The organism is Cupriavidus sp. 30B13, assembly GCF_049059565.2.
Lineage (GTDB): Bacteria > Pseudomonadota > Gammaproteobacteria > Burkholderiales > Burkholderiaceae > Cupriavidus.
This window is the reverse complement of the sequence record NZ_CP188223.1, coordinates 1,405,001-1,421,880: the sequence shown is the minus strand read 5'-3', so window position 1 is coordinate 1,421,880 and position 16,880 is coordinate 1,405,001. Positions and strand designations below refer to the sequence as shown.

General features: G+C 65.9%; 16 protein-coding genes and 1 tRNA gene. All 17 read right to left on the bottom strand.

What is annotated here, in order from left to right; genetic code table 11:
- Positions 1 to 4: 4 nt before the first annotated feature.
- Positions 5 to 604 (bottom strand): NADH-quinone oxidoreductase subunit C, encoded by a 600-nt coding sequence (locus ACKI2N_RS06630; protein ID WP_420992698.1) that lies wholly within the window; start codon positions 602 to 604, stop codon positions 5 to 7.
- Position 605: 1 nt separating this feature from the next.
- The gene (locus ACKI2N_RS06625; RefSeq protein WP_020203631.1) at positions 606 to 1,088 is read right to left on the bottom strand and encodes a NuoB/complex I 20 kDa subunit family protein; all 483 of its coding nucleotides are present in this window, start codon (positions 1,086 to 1,088) and stop codon (positions 606 to 608) included.
- Positions 1,089 to 1,094: 6 nt separating this feature from the next.
- On the bottom strand, positions 1,095 to 1,454 hold the full coding sequence (locus ACKI2N_RS06620; protein ID WP_420992699.1) for an NADH-quinone oxidoreductase subunit A: 360 nt from the start codon (positions 1,452 to 1,454) through the stop codon (positions 1,095 to 1,097).
- Positions 1,455 to 1,619: 165 nt separating this feature from the next.
- Positions 1,620 to 1,704: transfer RNA gene (locus ACKI2N_RS06615), tRNA-Leu, on the bottom strand.
- Positions 1,705 to 1,907: 203 nt separating this feature from the next.
- The gene (gene secG, locus ACKI2N_RS06610; RefSeq protein WP_420992700.1) at positions 1,908 to 2,276 is read right to left on the bottom strand and encodes a preprotein translocase subunit SecG; all 369 of its coding nucleotides are present in this window, start codon (positions 2,274 to 2,276) and stop codon (positions 1,908 to 1,910) included.
- Between the two features lie 46 nt (positions 2,277 to 2,322).
- Positions 2,323 to 3,027 carry a triose-phosphate isomerase gene (gene tpiA / locus ACKI2N_RS06605; protein WP_426990837.1) on the bottom strand — a complete coding sequence of 235 codons (705 nt, stop codon included), beginning with the start codon at positions 3,025 to 3,027 and terminating at the stop codon, positions 2,323 to 2,325.
- Between the two features lie 150 nt (positions 3,028 to 3,177).
- Entirely contained in the window at positions 3,178 to 4,182 is a 1,005-nt protein-coding gene (locus tag ACKI2N_RS06600; protein ID WP_420992702.1) for an NAD(P)H-quinone oxidoreductase, read from the bottom strand.
- A 186-nt stretch (positions 4,183 to 4,368) separates the two neighbouring features.
- A complete protein-coding gene (gene pnp, locus ACKI2N_RS06595) occupies positions 4,369 to 6,531 on the bottom strand; it encodes a polyribonucleotide nucleotidyltransferase (RefSeq protein ID WP_420992703.1) in 2,163 nt (720 codons plus the stop codon).
- A gap of 432 nt (positions 6,532 to 6,963) precedes the next feature.
- Entirely contained in the window at positions 6,964 to 7,233 is a 270-nt protein-coding gene (gene rpsO, locus ACKI2N_RS06590) for a 30S ribosomal protein S15 (protein WP_420992704.1), read from the bottom strand.
- Positions 7,234 to 7,425: 192 nt separating this feature from the next.
- Positions 7,426 to 8,673, bottom strand: coding sequence for a branched-chain amino acid ABC transporter substrate-binding protein (locus tag ACKI2N_RS06585; RefSeq protein WP_420992705.1), 1,248 nt, complete (start codon positions 8,671 to 8,673; stop codon positions 7,426 to 7,428).
- Between the two features lie 219 nt (positions 8,674 to 8,892).
- Entirely contained in the window at positions 8,893 to 10,431 is a 1,539-nt protein-coding gene (locus ACKI2N_RS06580) for a 2-isopropylmalate synthase (RefSeq protein WP_420992706.1), read from the bottom strand.
- A gap of 368 nt (positions 10,432 to 10,799) precedes the next feature.
- Positions 10,800 to 11,294: a peptidoglycan-binding protein LysM gene (lysM, locus tag ACKI2N_RS06575; protein WP_420992707.1), complete on the bottom strand. Its 495-nt coding sequence runs from the start codon at positions 11,292 to 11,294 to the stop codon at positions 10,800 to 10,802.
- A 156-nt stretch (positions 11,295 to 11,450) separates the two neighbouring features.
- A complete protein-coding gene (gene pssA, locus ACKI2N_RS06570) occupies positions 11,451 to 12,350 on the bottom strand; it encodes a CDP-diacylglycerol--serine O-phosphatidyltransferase (RefSeq protein ID WP_420992708.1) in 900 nt (299 codons plus the stop codon).
- 29 nt (positions 12,351 to 12,379) lie between these two features.
- A complete protein-coding gene (locus ACKI2N_RS06565; protein WP_420992709.1) occupies positions 12,380 to 13,024 on the bottom strand; it encodes a phosphatidylserine decarboxylase in 645 nt (214 codons plus the stop codon).
- Between the two features lie 154 nt (positions 13,025 to 13,178).
- On the bottom strand, positions 13,179 to 14,195 hold the full coding sequence (ilvC, locus tag ACKI2N_RS06560; protein WP_420992710.1) for a ketol-acid reductoisomerase: 1,017 nt from the start codon (positions 14,193 to 14,195) through the stop codon (positions 13,179 to 13,181).
- Positions 14,196 to 14,286: 91 nt separating this feature from the next.
- Entirely contained in the window at positions 14,287 to 14,778 is a 492-nt protein-coding gene (gene ilvN, locus ACKI2N_RS06555) for an acetolactate synthase small subunit (protein WP_020203618.1), read from the bottom strand.
- Complete coding sequence (locus ACKI2N_RS06550; protein WP_420992711.1) at positions 14,778 to 16,541, bottom strand: acetolactate synthase 3 catalytic subunit; 1,764 nt, start codon at positions 16,539 to 16,541, stop codon at positions 14,778 to 14,780. Before ACKI2N_RS06550 ends, ilvN begins: the two co-directional genes overlap by 1 nt.
- Between the last annotated feature and the right edge of the window lie 339 nt (positions 16,542 to 16,880).

Here is a 16,880-nt window from a genome sequence, read left to right as displayed (position 1 = left end):
CTTCTCAGTGCTGCAAGCCGCCGTAGTTCTCTTCCCGGATCACGCGCGGCGTGATTTCACGCGGCTCGATGGTCACGGGTTGATAGATCACCCGCTTCTGCTCGGGGTCGTAGCGCATTTCGACGAAGCCCGACACCGGGAAGTCCTTGCGGAACGGATGGCCGACGAAACCGTAGTCGGTCAGCAGGCGGCGCAGGTCGGGGTGGCCTTCGAATACGATGCCGTAGAAGTCGAACGCTTCGCGCTCGAACCAGTTGGCCGAATTCCAGACGTCGATCAGCGAGGGCACCACGGGCACGTCGTCGTCCGGCGCGAACACGCGCACGCGCAGGCGCCAGTTGTGCGTGATCGACAGCAGGTGCGTCACCGCGGCGAAGCGGGGACCGTCCCAGGCGCCGTCGCCGAAGGAAGAATAGTCCACGCCGCACACGTCGATCAGCTGCTCGAAGCGCAGCGCGGGATCGTCGCGCAGCATCAGCGCGGTTTCCAGGTAGTCGCCGGCCTTGACGATCAGGGTTAGCTCCCCTGTCGCTTCGACGAGTTTCTGGATACGCTTGCCCAATGTCTTTTCGAGCGCGGCCTTCAGGGTATCGAGGTTCGCCATGTCAGCCCTTGCGCGCGATGGTGTTGGTGCGGCGGATCTTGTTCTGCAGCTGGATGACGCCGTAGATCAGCGCTTCGGCCGTCGGCGGGCAGCCCGGCACGTAGATGTCGACCGGCACGATGCGGTCGCAGCCGCGCACCACGGAATACGAGTAATGATAGTAGCCGCCGCCGTTGGCGCACGACCCCATCGAGATCACCCAGCGCGGCTCCGCCATCTGGTCGTAGACCTTGCGCAGCGCGGGGGCCATCTTGTTGCACAGCGTGCCGGCCACGATCATCACGTCGGACTGCCGCGGCGACGGACGGAACACCACGCCGAAGCGGTCCAGGTCGTAGCGTGCCGCGCCGGCATGCATCATTTCCACCGCACAGCAGGCCAGGCCAAAGGTCATCGGCCAGAGCGACCCGGTGCGGGTCCAGTTGATCAGCTTGTCAGCGGTAGTCGTGACGAAGCCTTCATTGAGAACGCCTTCGATTGCCATTTCACATCACTCCCAATCGAGCGCGCCTTTTTTCCAGATGTAGACGAAGCCCACGATGAATTCCAGCAGAAACACGCCCATGGAGAAGAAACCCGGCCAGCCGATGTCGCGCAGGGCTACACCCCACGGGAAAAGGAAGGCGGTTTCGAGATCGAACAGGATGAACAGGATAGCGATGAGGTAGTAGCGCACGTCGAACTTCATGCGCGCGTCCTCGAACGCTTCGAAGCCGCACTCGTACGGAGAGAGCTTCGCGGGATCAGGTTTGTTGGGGCCGAGGATCCGGCCAATCGACATCAGTGCCACGCCGAGCACGACACCGAAGATGATGAAGATGAGGACGGGGAAGTAGGCTTCGAGATTCAAGGTACGGCCAGCCTTATCTGGAATGTTGTCAACAGCACCAGCAGCTAGCGGCGACCTGTTGCCCACCCCAAGCGCCATTCCGTAGAAATTACGACGCCGCCTTGCGGACTGGCCGGGGCAGGAAGCCGGGATGCACTCCGGACTCCACGCCCCGATCAAGTTGTTTGGTGCCGACGGCGAGACTCGAACTCGCACAGCTTTCGCCACTACCCCCTCAAGATAGCGTGTCTACCAATTTCACCACGTCGGCTGGGGGAGAAACAATATTGCCTGGCGCTGGCCTTGGGGCCCAGGGTTTTTACACCCTTCGGAACTCTGGCTGGGATACCTCTATCCTGGCTGGAGCCCCGTCGCTGGGGGATCGTTTCAAGCCTTGCATTCTAACCCAAAATTCTTGTTTTGTTCAACGCACAACTACAAAAATCTTCAAGAATCAGTCGCAAGGCCGCTTGATTATTTCGGTACTGCGGGCGCGGCTGCGCCCGACGCTGCCACGGCAGGCGCAGCGGGGGCCGAAGCCGCCGCGGCAGGCGCCGGCGCCGACTGCGGCGCGGCGCCCATCACGCCCAGCGAGGCGGCGGGACGATAGTTGCCCATCAGCGTCAGGCTCAGCGTGCAGATGAAGAACAGCGATGCCAGCACGGCCGTGGTGCGCGACAGGAAGTTGGCCGAGCCGGTGGCGCCGAACAGGCTGCCCGAGGCGCCCGAGCCGAATGCCGCGCCGACATCGGCGCCCTTGCCATGCTGCAGCAGCACCAGGCCGATCACGCCAAGCGCGGACAGTACCTGCGCCACCACCAACAGAGTTTTGAAAATTGCCATTTGATTCGATTCGCTTGCCTGATCAGACCATGTGAGCGGCCGGCATTCAGGCGTTGCCGATCGCGAGGAAATCGTCCGACTTCAGCGCGGCGCCTCCGATGAGGCCCCCGTCGATGTCGGGCATGGAAAACAGTTCTGCCGCGTTGTCCGGCTTGACGCTGCCGCCGTACAACATGGCCATGCCGGCCGCCACGCCGGCGTCGCGCGCCGCCACGCGGCCGCGCAGGAAGGCATGCACGGCCTGGGCCTGCGCGCTGCTGGCGGTCTTGCCGGTACCGATCGCCCACACCGGCTCGTAGGCCAGCACGATGCGCCCGAGCTGCTCGGCCGAAAGCGCCTCCAGCACGGCATCGAGCTGGCGGCCGACCACGGCCTCGGTCTCGCCTGCCTCGCGCTGCGCCAGGGTCTCGCCCACGCACACCACCGGCACGATGCCGGACTCGAGCGCGCGCAATGCCTTGGCGGCGACCACGGCATCGGTCTCGCCATGATAGCTGCGGCGCTCCGAGTGCCCGGCCAGGACATAGGAAACGCCGAATTCGGCCAGCATCGAAGCCGCCACCTCGCCGGTGAACGCGCCGCGCGCCTCGGCCGAGACATCCTGCGCGCCCCATGCCACGGCCGAGCCGGCCAGCAGCGACTGGCACTGCGCCAGGTACGGGAACGGCGCGCACACCGCCAGGCGGGCGCTTGCCGGCGCGGCCTTGATACCTGCCAGCAGGGCCGCGTTGGCGGCCAGGCTGCCGTGCATCTTCCAGTTGCCGATGACGAGCTTTTGTCTCACGGAGCGCCTCTCTCGATAAAACCCGCTATTGTAGCGCGGGCGCGGGCCCTACGCCACCAAAGCGGCCCCAAGCCGGCCCGGGAGCGCCCCGGGGCCGCACGCCCTGCCCTGCCGCCTTTACCAGGTCAGGACGATCTTGCCGATATGCTCGCTGGACTCCATCAGGCGGTGCGCGGCGGCGGCCTGCGCCGCCGGGAAGGTCTGGTGGATCACCGGCTTGATCTTGCCGGCGGCCAGCAGCGGCCACACGTGCCGGTGCAGCGCCTGCGCGATCTCGCCCTTGAAGGCGACCGGGCGCGGGCGCAGCGTCGAGCCCGTCACGGTGATGCGGCGGCGCAGGATGTCGGCCAGCGGGATCTCCGCCTTGGCGCCGCCCAGCAGCGCGATGATGACGATGCGGCCGTCGTCGGCCACGCAGGACAGTTCGCGCGCCAGGTAGGGGCCGGCCACCATGTCGAGGATCACGTCGGCGCCGCGGCCGCCCGTCAGCGCCTTGACCTCGGCGGCGAAATCCTCGGTCTTGTAGTTGATGGCGCGGTCGGCGCCGAGCGCCTCGCAGGCGCGGCATTTCTCGGCGCTGCCGGCGGTCACGAAGACCTTGTGGCCGAGCGCCTTGGCGATCTGGATGGCGGTGGTGCCGATGCCGCTCGAGCCGCCCTGGATCAGCAGGGTCTCGTCCTTGCCGAGCGGGCCGCGCCCCAGGTAGCCGCGGTCGAACACATTGCTCCACACGGTGAAGAAGGTCTCCGGCAGGGCCGCCGCCTCGATATCCGACAGGCCGGGCGGCACCGGCAGGCACTGCGCCACCGGCGCGGCGCACAGGTCGGCATATCCGCCGCCCTGCAGCAGCGCGCAGACGCGGTCGCCCAGCTTGAGGCCGAAGCGGTTGTCGGGATGCGAGAGATCGCCGCCGGCCACCACGCCGGCCACTTCCAGCCCGGGCAGGTCGGACGCGCCCGGCGGCACCGGATAGTTGCCGGTACGCTGGAACACGTCGGGGCGGTTGACCCCGGCGGCGGTCACGCGGATCAGGATCTCGCCCGCCCGGGCCTCGGGATCGGGGCGCTGCGTGAGCTGCAGGACTTCGGGGGCGCCGTATTCGCGGATTTCGATGGCTTGCATGTCTGCTCCTTGCATTGCGCATGCGGCTGCGTTCGCGCGCATGGCTGGGGTCGGTATCGGGGAGGCCGGCGGCGGCGCGGCCCCTGGAGGCGCGCCGCGGCGCCGGGCCGGGACTCGCGCAGTGTAAACAAAAAAACGGCTGGACATCGCCAGCCGTTTTTCCTGCTACGGGTACTGCGGGGCAGCTTACTGCTGCTGTTCCGCCGACGGGTTCGCCGGCGCGTCGCTGTTGACGATCGGGCTGATGCTGCCACCCTCTTCGGCCAGCGCGGCCTTCAGCGACAGGCGCAGGCGGCCCTTCTCGTCGGCCTGGATCAGCTTGACGCGAACCTGCTGGCCTTCCTTGAGCCAGTCCTTGATGTCCTTGACGCGCTCGTTGACGATCTCGGAGATATGCAGCAGGCCATCCTTGCCCGGCAGGATGTTGACGATCGCGCCGAAGTCCAGCAGCTTGAGCACGGTGCCGGCGTAGATCTTGCCCACTTCGGCTTCCGCGGTGATGCCTTCGATGCGGCGCTTGGCTTCGGCCATGCCTTCGGTCGAGGTCGAGGCGATGGTGATGGTGCCGTCTTCCTGGATGTCGATGGTGGTGCCGGTTTCCTTGGTCAGCGCCTGGATGGTCGAGCCGCCCTTGCCGATCACTTCGCGGATCTTGTCCGGATGGATCTTCATGGTGATCATGCGCGGCGCGTGCTCCGACAGCTCGGTGCGCGCATGGCCCATGGCGTCCTGCATCTTGCCCAGGATGTGCAGGCGGCCTTCCTTGGCCTGCGCCAGCGCGACCTGCATGATTTCCTTGGTGATGCCCTGGACCTTGATGTCCATCTGCAGCGCGGTGATGCCGGCGTCGGTGCCCGCCACCTTGAAGTCCATGTCGCCGAGGTGGTCCTCGTCGCCCAGGATGTCGGTCAGCACGGCGAACTTGTTGCCTTCCAGGATCAGGCCCATGGCCACGCCGGCCACGTGCGCCTTGACCGGAACGCCGGCGTCCATCAGCGCCAGGCAGCCGCCGCACACCGATGCCATCGACGACGAGCCGTTGGATTCGGTGATTTCGGAGACCAGGCGGATGGTGTAGGCGAACTCGTCGTCCTTCGGCAGCACCGGGATCAGCGCGCGCTTGGCCAGGCGGCCGTGGCCGATTTCACGGCGCTTCGGGCTGCCCACGCGGCCGGTTTCGCCGGTGGCGAACGGAGGCATGTTGTAGTGGAGCATGAAGCGGTCGCGGTATTCGCCGGCGAGCGCGTCGATGATCTGCTCGTCGCCCTTGGTGCCCAGCGTGGCCACCACCAGCGCCTGCGTCTCGCCGCGGGTGAAGATGGCCGAGCCGTGCGCGCGCGGCAGCACCGACGAGCGGATCTCGATCGGGCGCACGGTGCGGGTGTCGCGGCCGTCGATGCGCGGCTCGCCCGACAGCACCTGGCTGCGCACGATCTTCGCCTCGATGTCGAACAGCACGTTGCCCACCTCGACCTTGTCGGCTTCCACGCCGGCTTCGGCCAGCTGGGCCGTCACGGCGGCGTAGACTTCCTTGAGCTTCTGGCTGCGCGCCGACTTCTGGCGCAGCTGGTAGGCGTCCTGCAGCAGCGGCAGCGCGATCTCGCCGACCTTGGCGATCAGCGCTTCGTTCTTCGGCGCCGGCGCCCAGTCCCATTCGGGCTTGCCGCCGTCGCGCACCAGGTCATGGATGGCGTTGATGGCGGTCTGCATCTGCTCGTGGCCGTACACCACGGCGCCCAGCATCACTTCTTCCGACAGCTGGTGGGCTTCCGATTCCACCATCAGCACGGCACGCTCGGTACCGGCCACGACCAGGTCGAGCTGCGACGTGGCGATCTGCGAGCGGGTCGGGTTGAGCAGGTACTGGCCGTCCTTGTAGCCGACGCGGGCGGCGCCCACGGGGCCGCTGAAGGGAATGCCCGACACGGCCAGCGCGGCCGAGGCGCCGATCAGCGCGGGGATGTCGGCCGGCACTTCCGGGTTCAGCGACAGCACGTGGATCACCACCTGCACATCGTTGTAGAAGCCTTCCGGGAACAGCGGGCGCAGCGGACGGTCGATCAGGCGCGAGGTCAGCGTCTCGTTTTCCGACGGACGGCCTTCACGCTTGAAGAAGCCGCCTGGGATCTTGCCGGCGGCGTAGGTCTTTTCGATGTAGTCGACGGTCAGCGGGAAGAAATCCTGGCCGGCCTTGGGCGACTTGGCGGCCACCACGGTGGCCAGCACCACGGTGTCTTCCACGTCGACGATCACGGCGCCGCCAGCCTGGCGGGCGATTTCGCCGGTTTCCAGGCGCACCGTGTGCTGACCCCACTGGAATTCCTTGACGATCTTGTTGAACATGGTCATGAGCGTTCCTTTGTTCGTGCTTGCACGCTTGTGCAATGCCCGCGTTAGCAGCCGCGGGCGAACCGCCGGATGCGCGTCGGTCGCGGTCACAGGGAAGTGCTATGCCATTCCAGCGGGGTACCCGATACCACGGCCGATACCGCGGATACCACGCTGGAATGACACAAAGCCCCGCTTCCTTGCCCGACTCCGGTATGAAAAAAAGCTAAAGAACGAAGTAACTTACTCCGTTGCACGTCTTGGCGCAACGGGCGTCAGGCAGGGGCGCCTGGCGCTGCCGGGTGGAACAGGCATCACTCCACCCGGCAGCGTCGCGGGCTCGGCCCGCAAAAACAAAATGCCTGCATCAGCGGGGCTGACGCAGGCATTCATGGCTTCACGCGAAGGCGTGCAGTGCATCCATTCGTGCTGCCATCCGGACGATCCTGGTGCTTACTTGCGCAGGCCCAGCTTCTCGATCAGCGAACGATAACGGTCGGCATCGTTGGCCTTGAGGTAGTCCAGCAGGCGACGGCGACGGCTCACCATGCGCAGCAGGCCGCGGCGGCTGTGGTGATCCTTCATGTTGGCCTTGAAGTGGGGGGTCAGTTCGTTGATGCGGTTGGTCAGCAGGGCGACCTGGACTTCGGGGCTGCCGGTGTCGTTGGTTGCGCGTGCGAACTGCTTGATGATATCGGTCTTGCTGGTTTCGGCGGCTGCCATGGTGATTTCCTTTTCACTTGCGAACGCTACAGCGCGGAATGCGCCGCCTGCGTCGTGCCTTTTGCATTACTTCTCAGGCATATTTGCATCGCTGCCGGCGCCGGAACCGCAGGTTGCCCCTCGGACTGGCGACGACAGCCGGCGATTATAGCGGAAATCCGGCGGCACTTGCCAGAAATCCCTTGCCGCCCTTCAGAACCGCTCCATCTCGCAGGTGGTCGGCAAGGTGGTCTGCGCGGCCTTCAGCTTCCTGACCGTGCGGAACCCGTATCCCGAACCCTCGTTGTCGAAGCGCACCTCGCCGCCCTGCTTCTCCATCACGGACACGTAGAGCGGCTGCAGCACCTGGTGGTCGCCGGCGCGGATGGTGGCGTCATGGAAGTCGTTGACGTAGCGCATGTCTTCCAGCGCGTGCGCCACCTTGACGGCATCGGTCGAGCCGGCCTGCCCGATGGCGCGGGCCAGCATCTCGACCATCATCTGCATGCGCAGGTGGACGTAGTCGTCGCGCGGCTCGGGGTAGCGCGCCCGGAAGGCCTGGTAGAACGCGTCCGAAGCGGCGCCGCCGACGTTCGGGTGCCATTCGGCCACCGCCAGCACCCGCCCCACCCCGGCGTCGCCCATCGCCGCGGGGGCGCCCAGGCCGTTGCCGTAGAAGGTGTAGAACTTGGCGTTCAGCCCGCCTTCGCGCGCGGCCTTGACCATCAGGGTCAGGTCGTTGCCCCAGTTGCCGGTGATGACGGCATCCGCGCCGCTGGCCTTGATCTTGGCGATGTAGGGAGCGAAATCCTTGATCTTGCCGATCGGGTGGAATTCGTCGCCGACGACGCGCAGGTCGGGGCGCTTGGCGGCCAGCATCTCGCGCGCCGAGCGCGCCACCTGGTGGCCGAAGCTGTAGTCCTGGTCGATCAGGTAGACGCGGCGCACGCTCGCGTCGGCGCGGATGACCTCGGTCAGGGCCTGCATGCGCATGTCGGCGCTGGCGTCGAAGCGGAAATGCCAGAAGCTGCAGTTCTCGTTGGTCAGCGCCGGGTCGACCGCCGAATAGTTGAGGAACAGCACGCGCGCATCGGGCTGGCGCTGGTTGTGCCGGTTGACCGCGCCGACCAGCGCGGCGGCCACCGCCGAGCTGTTGCCCTGCAGGACGAAGGGAATGCGGCGGTCCGTCAGGCCGCGGAACTGGATCAGGCTCTCGTCGACATTGCCCTTGCTGTCGAGCGTCACCAGCTCGAACGGGCGCATGCCCTGCGCGGTCTTCACGCCGCCGCGCGCATTGACGCGCTCGATGGCGATGCGCAGGTTGCGCACCACCGCGTCGCCGGCATTGGCGAACGGGCCCGACAGTCCCTCGATCATGCCGAGCCGGATCGGCTCCTGGGCGCCAGCGCCCGCGGCGGCCAGCGTCAGCAGGCAGCCGGCCAGCCATCGTCTACTCCACATCGAGAGCCCTCCCGTCAAAAGCGGTGCATGGTAAGCCAGGGAGGCGGCCGGAGGCAAACCGCGGCGGCGCGCCGGGAAGGAAAGCGCCGCGCGCGGCGGGAACGCGAAAAGAATGCGAGAGAACGCAAAACGCCCGCCGGCGTCCTCGTGGGAAACGCGGCGGGCCGGTTTCAAGCCAGGCAGCCGGATAGGCCGCGGGGCTTGCCGCTGGGATCCGGATCAGATCTGCGGGTTGATCTTCTGCACGGCCTTGTCGTGCAGCTTGTTCAGCGCGGCCAGGTAGGCCTTGGCCGAGGCCGCCACGATGTCCGGGTCCGTGCCGACGCCGTTGACGATGCGGCCGGCCTTGGACAGGCGCACCGTCACTTCGCCCTGGGCCTGGGTGCCCGTGGTGATGGCGTTGACCGAATACAGCACCTGCTCGGCGCCGCTGTTGACCTTGCTTTCGATGGCATGCAGGGTAGCGTCGACCGGGCCGTTGCCCTCGGCCTCGCCGACCATTTCCTGGCCGTCCATGTTGAACACCACGCGCGCATGCGGGCGCTCGCCGGTTTCCGAGCGCTGCGACAGCGAGATGAAGCGGAAGTGATCGTTGACGTCGTGGGCCTCGTCGGAAACGATGGCCATGATGTCTTCGTCGAAGATCTCGGCCTTCTGGTCGGCCAGTTCCTTGAAGCGCGCGAAAGCGGCGTTGATCTCGCTTTCGCTGTCGAGCGTGATGCCGAGTTCCTGCAGGCGCTGCTTGAAAGCGTTGCGGCCCGAGAGCTTGCCCAGCACGATCTTGTTGGCGGTCCAGCCCACGTCCTCGGCGCGCATGATCTCGTAGGTGTCGCGCGCCTTGAGCACGCCGTCCTGGTGGATGCCCGAGGCATGGGCGAACGCGTTGGCGCCGACCACGGCCTTGTTGGGCTGCACCACGAAGCCGGTGATCTGCGAGACCAGCTTGGAGGCCGGCACGATCTGCGTGGTGTCCACGCCGACGTCCATGTCGAAGTAGTCGCGGCGGGTCTTGACCGCCATCACCACTTCTTCCAGGCTGGTGTTGCCGGCACGCTCGCCGAGGCCGTTGATGGTGCACTCGACCTGGCGCGCGCCGCCGAGCTTGACCGCCGCCAGCGAGTTGGCCACGGCCATGCCGAGGTCGTTGTGGCAATGCACGGACCACACCGCCTTGTCGGAATTGGGGATGCGCTCGCGCACCGAGCGGATCAGGGCGGCGTAGCCTTCCGGCACCGCGTAGCCGACCGTGTCCGGCAGGTTGATGGTGGTGGCGCCCTCGGCGATCACGCCTTCGAGCACGCGGCACAGGAAGTCCATGTCCGAGCGGCTGCCGTCTTCGGGCGAGAACTCGATGTCGTCGGTGAACTGGCGCGCGAAGCGCACGGCGAGGCGGGCCTGCTCATAGACCTGGTCCGGCGTCATGCGCAGCTTCTTCTCCATGTGCAGCGCCGAGGTGGCGATGAAGGTATGGATGCGGAAGGAGTTGGCCGGCTTGAGCGCCTCGGCGGCGCGGGCGATGTCCTTGTCGTTGGCGCGGGCCAGCGAGCAGATGGTGGAATCCTTGACCACCTGGGCGATCGAGCGGATGGCCTCGAAGTCGCCGTTGGAACTGGCCGCGAAGCCGGCTTCGATCACGTCCACCCTCAGGCGCTCCAGCTGGCGCGCGATGCGGATCTTTTCCTCGCGGGTCATGGAGGCGCCGGGCGACTGTTCGCCGTCGCGCAAGGTGGTGTCGAAAATGATGAGTTTGTCGGACATGGGTGGGGCTCCTGGGCTTTATCTGTTGTGCTTGGCGTCTGGCGGACCTGGCCTGCTCTCCCGGCGCCGGCGCTGAATGCAAAACGCCCCGGCGTGCAGTGATGCAGGCCGGGGCGTTTGTGAATCCTGTGTGACTTTGCGCGAGGGTATTGGCTTCCCTCAGCGCGAACGCATCCCGACCTGATGGCCTAGTAGGCCACCTAGAATGGTGCGGGCGAGTAGGGCTTGGCGCGAAATCATGTCAGCGACTATAGCCGAGAAGCCGCGCGCGCGCAATACGGGCGCATCAATCGCGCCGATAGCCGATAGCCGATAGCCGGGACCGGGCGGCGTGCGCGCCCTGCCCGGCTGTCCGGCGGCGCCCGGCGTCAGGGCTTCGGCGGGATGCGCAGTTTCTGCCCCGGGTAGATCTTGTCCGGATTCGACAGCATCGGGCGGTTGGCTTCGAAGATGGCCGTATACAGCGCGCCGTTGCCGTAGGCCACCTGGGAGATGGCCCACAGCGTGTCGCCCTTGACCACGGTATGCCATTGCGACTCGGCCGTCTCCACGTTGACCGACATCTTGTCGTCGACCTTGTCCACGCCCTGCACATTGCCGCAGCACAGGATGATCTTCTCGCGCGTGGCCTGGTCCGGCGCCACGCCGAACACCGTCACCAGCCCCTGCGAGCCGTCCACCTGGACCGTCAGCCCGGTGGCGTCCAGGCCCATCTGTTTGATGTAGACCTCGATGGCATCGCCGGCGGCGCGGTTGGCCGCGTCGGCATCGGCCGCGGGCGCGGCCTCGGGCGTGGCCGCCTTGGCCGCGCCGCCGCCGAACAGTTTCTCTCCTGCTTCCTTGATGAAGTCGAGCATGCCCATGGGAACCTCCTGTGATCGTGAAAAGGAACGACGACGAACAGCGGCGGAACAGCAGCCGGGATCAGAGAGCCAAGATAAAAGAGCGGCGGTAAAAGAGCGAGAACTGAAGAGTAAAAAAAAGAAAAGGCGCCGCAGCGCCTTTCCCGCCGGAGCGGCTCAGGAACGGTCGTTCCCGCCGTCGCGCCCCTTGCGCACGCTTGCCGGCTGCCCGTGCAGCGCGCGCCAGCCCCACAACAGGTAGCCCGAGATGGCGTAGGCCACGAACAGCCCGAACAGCGCCACCGGCGGATCGGTCGACACCACCACGAACAGCACCAGCACCAGCACCATCATGCCGAACGGCACGCGGTAGCGCACGTCGAGCGCCTTGCCGCTGTAGAACGGCGCGTTCGACACCATCGACAGCCCGGCGTACAGCGTGATGCCGAATGCCACCCACGGCATCCACAGGTCCTTGACGGGCAGCTTGTTGTCGATCACCAGCCACACGAAGCCGGCCACCAGCGCCGCCGCCGCGGGGCTGGGCAGCCCCTGGAAGAAGCGCTTGTCGACCACGCCGATGTTGGCGTTGAAGCGCGCCAGGCGCAGCGCCGCGCAGGTGCAGTAGACGAAGGCGGCGATCCAGCCCCATTTGCCGAGGTCGTGCAGGATCCACTCGTACATCACCAGCGCCGGCGCCACGCCGAACGAGGTCATGTCGGAGAGCGAATCGTACTGCTCGCCGAACGCGCTCTGCGTATTGGTGATGCGCGCCACGCGGCCGTCCATGCCGTCCAGCACCATGGCCGCGAAGATGGCGATGGCCGCTGTGTCGAAGCGCATGTTCATGGCCTGCACGATGGCGAAGAAGCCGGCGAACAGCGCCGCGGTGGTGAACGCGTTCGGCAGCAGGTAGATGCCGCGCCGGCGCGGGCGCACGTACTCGATGTCGGGATCGGCGGCATCGTCATCGTAGCCGTCCGGCTCGTTGCCGCGTAGCTGGTTGTGGCGGAACGGACGCAGATGCGTCACGTTGCCGTTGCTGGCGCGCTTGTTGCGCCGGTTGAATGCACCCATGCCTGTTCTCCAGTGGCCGCGCGGCCGGGTCAGTCCAGCTCGGCCAGGACGGTCGACGAGGCCGACACCTTCTCGCCGATGGTCACGCGCGGGCGCGCATCCACGGGCAGGTACACGTCCACGCGCGAGCCGAAGCGGATGAAGCCGTAGCGCTGGCCGCGCGAAAGGGTTTCACCAACCCGGGTATAGCAGAGGATGCGGCGCGCCACCAGGCCGGCGACCTGCACCAGCGTCACCACCTTGCCGTCGCCGGCGCGGCGGATCACCACGGCATTGCGCTCGTTTTCGAGCGAGGCCTTGTCGAGGTCCGCGTTGACGAACTTGCCGGCGAAGTACTCGACCTTTTCCACCTGGCCGTCCACCGACACGCGGTTCGAGTGGACGTTGAACACGTTCATGAACACGCTGATCTTCAGCGCCTCGCGCCCCGCGTAGGGGTCCTGGGTTTTCTCGACCACCACGATGCGGCCGTCGGCCGGCGCCAGCACGGCGTTCGGCTGGGCCGGGATCGGCCGCGGCGGATCGCGGAAGAACTGCAGCACGAACAGCGTGATGATCCACAGCGGCAGGGCCCACCAGAAGCCGGCGCTGAACTGCACCAGCAGCGAGATGACGAAGGCGGCGCCCAGGAACGGCCAGCCTTCACGGGCAATCAGCGGATGAGGATAGTTCATGCAGTGCTTGTAGAAGAAGAAAGTCTGACAAGGATAACAAAAAGCCGTCCCGCCCCCGCGCGAAAGCTCCCCGGGAACAGGGACCCGAGCGCGCGGAAGGCGGGACGGCCGCGGCCCGCCGCGCGAAACGGCGGGCCCAGGACTGGATTCCGACTTAGTTCTTCGACTGGTCGACCAGCTTGTTCTTGGCGATCCAGGGCATCATGGCGCGCAGCTTGGCGCCCACTTCCTCGATCTGGTGCTCGGCCGTCAGGCGGCGGCGCGAGATCAGGGTCGGCGCGCCGGCCTTGTTCTCGAGCAGGAAGCTCTTGGCGTACTCGCCGGTCTGGATGTCGGTCAGGCACTGCTTCATGGCCTTCTTGGTCTCCGCGGTCACGACGCGCGGGCCGGTGACGTATTCGCCGTATTCGGCGTTGTTGGAGATCGAGTAGTTCATGTTGGCGATGCCGCCTTCATAGATCAGGTCGACGATCAGCTTCAGTTCGTGCAGGCACTCGAAGTAAGCCATTTCCGGCGCGTAGCCGGCTTCCACCAGCGTCTCGAAGCCGGCCTTGATCAGCTCGACGGTGCCGCCGCACAGCACGGCCTGCTCGCCGAACAGGTCGGTTTCGGTTTCTTCGCGGAAGTTGGTCTCGATGATGCCGGCGCGGCCGCCGCCGTTGGCGGTGGCGTACGACAGGGCGATGTCACGGGCGGCGCCGGACTTGTTCTGGTGCACGGCGATCAGGTGGGGCACGCCGCCGCCTTGCGCGTAGGTCGAGCGCACGGTGTGGCCCGGGGCCTTCGGCGCGATCATGATCACGTCGAGGTCGGCGCGCGGGATCACGGCGCCGTAGTGCACGTTGAAGCCGTGGGCGAAGGCCAGCGCGGCGCCTTCCTTGATGTTGTCGTGCACTTCGTTCTTGTACACGTCGGCGATCTGCTCGTCCGGCAGCAGGATCATGACCACGTCGGCGGACTTGACGGCCTCGGCCACTTCCTTGACCTGCAGGCCGGCGTTGACGGCCTTGTTCCACGATGCGCCGCTCTTGCGCAGGCCGACCGTCACCTTGACGCCGGAGTCGTTCAGGTTCTGCGCGTGGGCGTGGCCTTGCGAGCCGTAGCCGATGATGGTGACGTTCTTGCCCTTGATCAGGGAGAGGTCGGCGTCCTTGTCGTAAAACACTTTCATGATGGTTCCTTCAAGCTTTCGTTTTTCGTGTGTCGGTTGACGGCCGCCGCGCTGCATGCGGCGGGGCCGCCCATGGATACTGCAATCTGGTTCAGACCTTCAGGATGCGTTCGCCGCGGCCGATGCCCGAGCCGCCGGTGCGGACGGTCTCGAGGATGGCGGCGCGGTCGATGGCGTCCAGGAAGGCGTCGAGCTTGACGCCGTTGCCGGTCAGCTCGATGGTGTAGGTCTTCTCGGTGACGTCGATGATGCGGCCGCGGAAGATGTCGGCGGTGCGCTTCATTTCCTCGCGCTCCTTGCCGACCGCGCGCACCTTGACGAGCATCAGCTCGCGCTCGATGTGCGCGCCTTCGGTCAGGTCCACCACCTTGACCACTTCCACCAGGCGGTTCAGGTGCTTGGTGATCTGCTCGATCACGTCGTCGGAGCCGCTGGTGACGATGGTCATGCGCGACAGCGAGGCGTCTTCGGTGGGGGCCACCGTCAGCGTCTCGATGTTATAGCCGCGCGCCGAGAACAGGCCCACCACGCGCGACAGCGCGCCCGGTTCGTTTTCCAGCAGGACCGAAATGATATGTCGCATTACAGGTCCTCCGCGCCGAGCAGCATTTCGGAGATGCCCTTGCCGGCCTGCACCATCGGCCACACGTTTTCGGTGGGGTCGGTCTGGAAGTCGAGGAACACGGTACGGTCTTTCAGGCGGAACGCTTCGCGCAGCGCCGGCTCGACGTCCGCGGTCTTCTCGATGCGCATGCCGACATGGCCGTAGGCCTCGGCCAGCTTGACGAAGTCGGGCAGCGCGTCCATGTAGGAGTGCGAGTAGCGGTTGTCGTACTCGATCTCCTGCCACTGGCGCACCATGCCGAGATAGCGGTTGTTGAGCGCGCAGATCTTGACCGGGGTGTCGTACTGCAGGCAGGTCGACAGTTCCTGGATGCACATCTGGATCGAGCCTTCGCCGGTGATGGTCACCACTTCCTTCTCGGGGAAGGCTTTCTTGATGCCCATCGCGTACGGCAGGCCCACGCCCATCGTGCCCAGGCCGCCGGAATTGATCCAGCGGCGCGGTTCGTCGAACTTGTAGAACTGCGCGGCCCACATCTGGTGCTGGCCGACGTCCGAGCAGATATACGCGTCGCCCTTGGTCAGTTCCCAGATCTTCTCGACCACGTACTGCGGCTTGATGATCTCGGAATTGCGGTCGTACTTGAGGCAGTCCACCGAGCGCCACTGCTCGATCTGCTCCCACCAGCGGGCCAGGGCCTCGCGCTTGGGCTTGACGTCGCTGGCCTGCAGCTGGGAGATCAGCTCCTGCAGCACGTCCTTGACGTTGCCCACGATGGGAATATCCACCTTGACGCGCTTCGAGATCGAAGACGGGTCGATGTCGATGTGGATGATCTTGCGCGGCTGCGAGGTGAAGTGCCCCGGATTGCCGATCACGCGGTCGTCGAAGCGCGCGCCGATGGCGATCAGCACGTCGCAGTTCTGCATGGCCATGTTGGCTTCATACGTGCCGTGCATGCCGAGCATGCCGACGAACTGCTTGCTGGTGCCGGGGAACGAGCCCAGGCCCATCAGCGTGTTGGTGACCGGATGGCCGGTCAGCGCGGCCAGCTGGCGCAGCTCCTCGCTGGCGTTGGCCAGCACCACCCCGCCGCCCGCGTAGATGAACGGCCGCTCGGCGCCCTGCAACAGCGCGAGCGCCTTGCGGATCTGGCCCGAATGGCCCTTGTTCACCGGGTTGTACGAGCGCATGTCGATCGACTTGGGATACTCGTACTTGCAGGTGTTGCGCGAGACGTCCTTGGGGATATCCACCACCACCGGGCCGGGACGGCCGGTCGCGGCGATATAGAACGCCTTCTTGATGGTCGAAGCGAGATCGCGGACGTCCTTGACCAGGAAGTTGTGCTTGACGATCGGGCGGGTGATGCCGACCGTGTCGCATTCCTGGAAAGCGTCCTGGCCGATGGCGTGCGTCGGCACGTTGCCGGTGATGATCACCATCGGGATCGAATCCAGGTAGGCCGTGGCGATGCCCGTCACCGCATTGGTGACGCCGGGACCGGAGGTCACCAGGGCGCAGCCCACCTTGCCGGTCGCACGCGCATAGCCGTCTGCGGCATGGACCGCGGCCTGCTCGTGGCGCACCAGGATGTGCTCGATCTTCTTTTGCTTGTAGAACTCGTCGTAGATATACAGCACTGCGCCGCCGGGGTAGCCCCAGACGTACTCGACGCCTTCTTCGGCAAGTGCGTGAACGAGGATTTCCGCACCGATCATTTCGGGTGCGGCAGATGAATTGCTGTCTGCGTGGGAGAATTCCGCGCTGGGCATGTTCATTTCAGTCCTTTGCAATTTTCGGCAAAAAATTGTTCGGATGCTCTCTGCCGGGCTTGTGGCACGGGTTCAAGCGGTGCGCGTCTGCATGGTAGACCGCCTCATAAGCGGCCTGATGAGACAACCACTGATGTCGTGAACCGACGATGATACTGCATTGCATCAGGCCGGTCTACGGCTTTCTGCTTGCCGGGGAAACCCGGCGGCGTCCGTTTTTTGCATGCGGCAAAGCCGCTGCCGCCCCCGCCGGGGCCTTCGTGAATGACCGCAACAAAGAACAAAGATGGTCACCCACAGGGTTATTTGCTAGCATTCCCACCATTTTGGACGTGCAGGAAGCCG

Bases quoted from the DNA above. Each gene is read 5' to 3' on its own strand.
- ACKI2N_RS06630 (WP_420992698.1), bottom strand. From the start codon at position 604: ATGGCGAACCTCGATACCCTGAAGGCCGCGCTCGAAAAGACATTGGGC.
- ACKI2N_RS06625 (WP_020203631.1), bottom strand. From the start codon at position 1,088: ATGGCAATCGAAGGCGTTCTCAATGAAGGCTTCGTCACGACTACCGCT.
- secG (WP_420992700.1), bottom strand. From the start codon at position 2,276: ATGGCAATTTTCAAAACTCTGTTGGTGGTGGCGCAGGTACTGTCCGCG.
- tpiA (WP_426990837.1), bottom strand. From the start codon at position 3,027: ATGCACGGCAGCCTGGCCGCCAACGCGGCCCTGCTGGCAGGTATCAAG.
- ACKI2N_RS06600 (WP_420992702.1), bottom strand. From the start codon at position 4,182: ATGCAAGCCATCGAAATCCGCGAATACGGCGCCCCCGAAGTCCTGCAG.
- pnp (WP_420992703.1), bottom strand. From the start codon at position 6,531: ATGACCATGTTCAACAAGATCGTCAAGGAATTCCAGTGGGGTCAGCAC.
- rpsO (WP_420992704.1), bottom strand. From the start codon at position 7,233: ATGGCAGCCGCCGAAACCAGCAAGACCGATATCATCAAGCAGTTCGCA.
- ACKI2N_RS06585 (WP_420992705.1), bottom strand. From the start codon at position 8,673: ATGTGGAGTAGACGATGGCTGGCCGGCTGCCTGCTGACGCTGGCCGCC.
- ACKI2N_RS06580 (WP_420992706.1), bottom strand. From the start codon at position 10,431: ATGTCCGACAAACTCATCATTTTCGACACCACCTTGCGCGACGGCGAA.
- lysM (WP_420992707.1), bottom strand. From the start codon at position 11,294: ATGGGCATGCTCGACTTCATCAAGGAAGCAGGAGAGAAACTGTTCGGC.
- pssA (WP_420992708.1), bottom strand. From the start codon at position 12,350: ATGGGTGCATTCAACCGGCGCAACAAGCGCGCCAGCAACGGCAACGTG.
- ACKI2N_RS06565 (WP_420992709.1), bottom strand. From the start codon at position 13,024: ATGAACTATCCTCATCCGCTGATTGCCCGTGAAGGCTGGCCGTTCCTG.
- ilvC (WP_420992710.1), bottom strand. From the start codon at position 14,195: ATGAAAGTGTTTTACGACAAGGACGCCGACCTCTCCCTGATCAAGGGC.
- ilvN (WP_020203618.1), bottom strand. From the start codon at position 14,778: ATGCGACATATCATTTCGGTCCTGCTGGAAAACGAACCGGGCGCGCTG.
- ACKI2N_RS06550 (WP_420992711.1), bottom strand. From the start codon at position 16,541: ATGAACATGCCCAGCGCGGAATTCTCCCACGCAGACAGCAATTCATCT.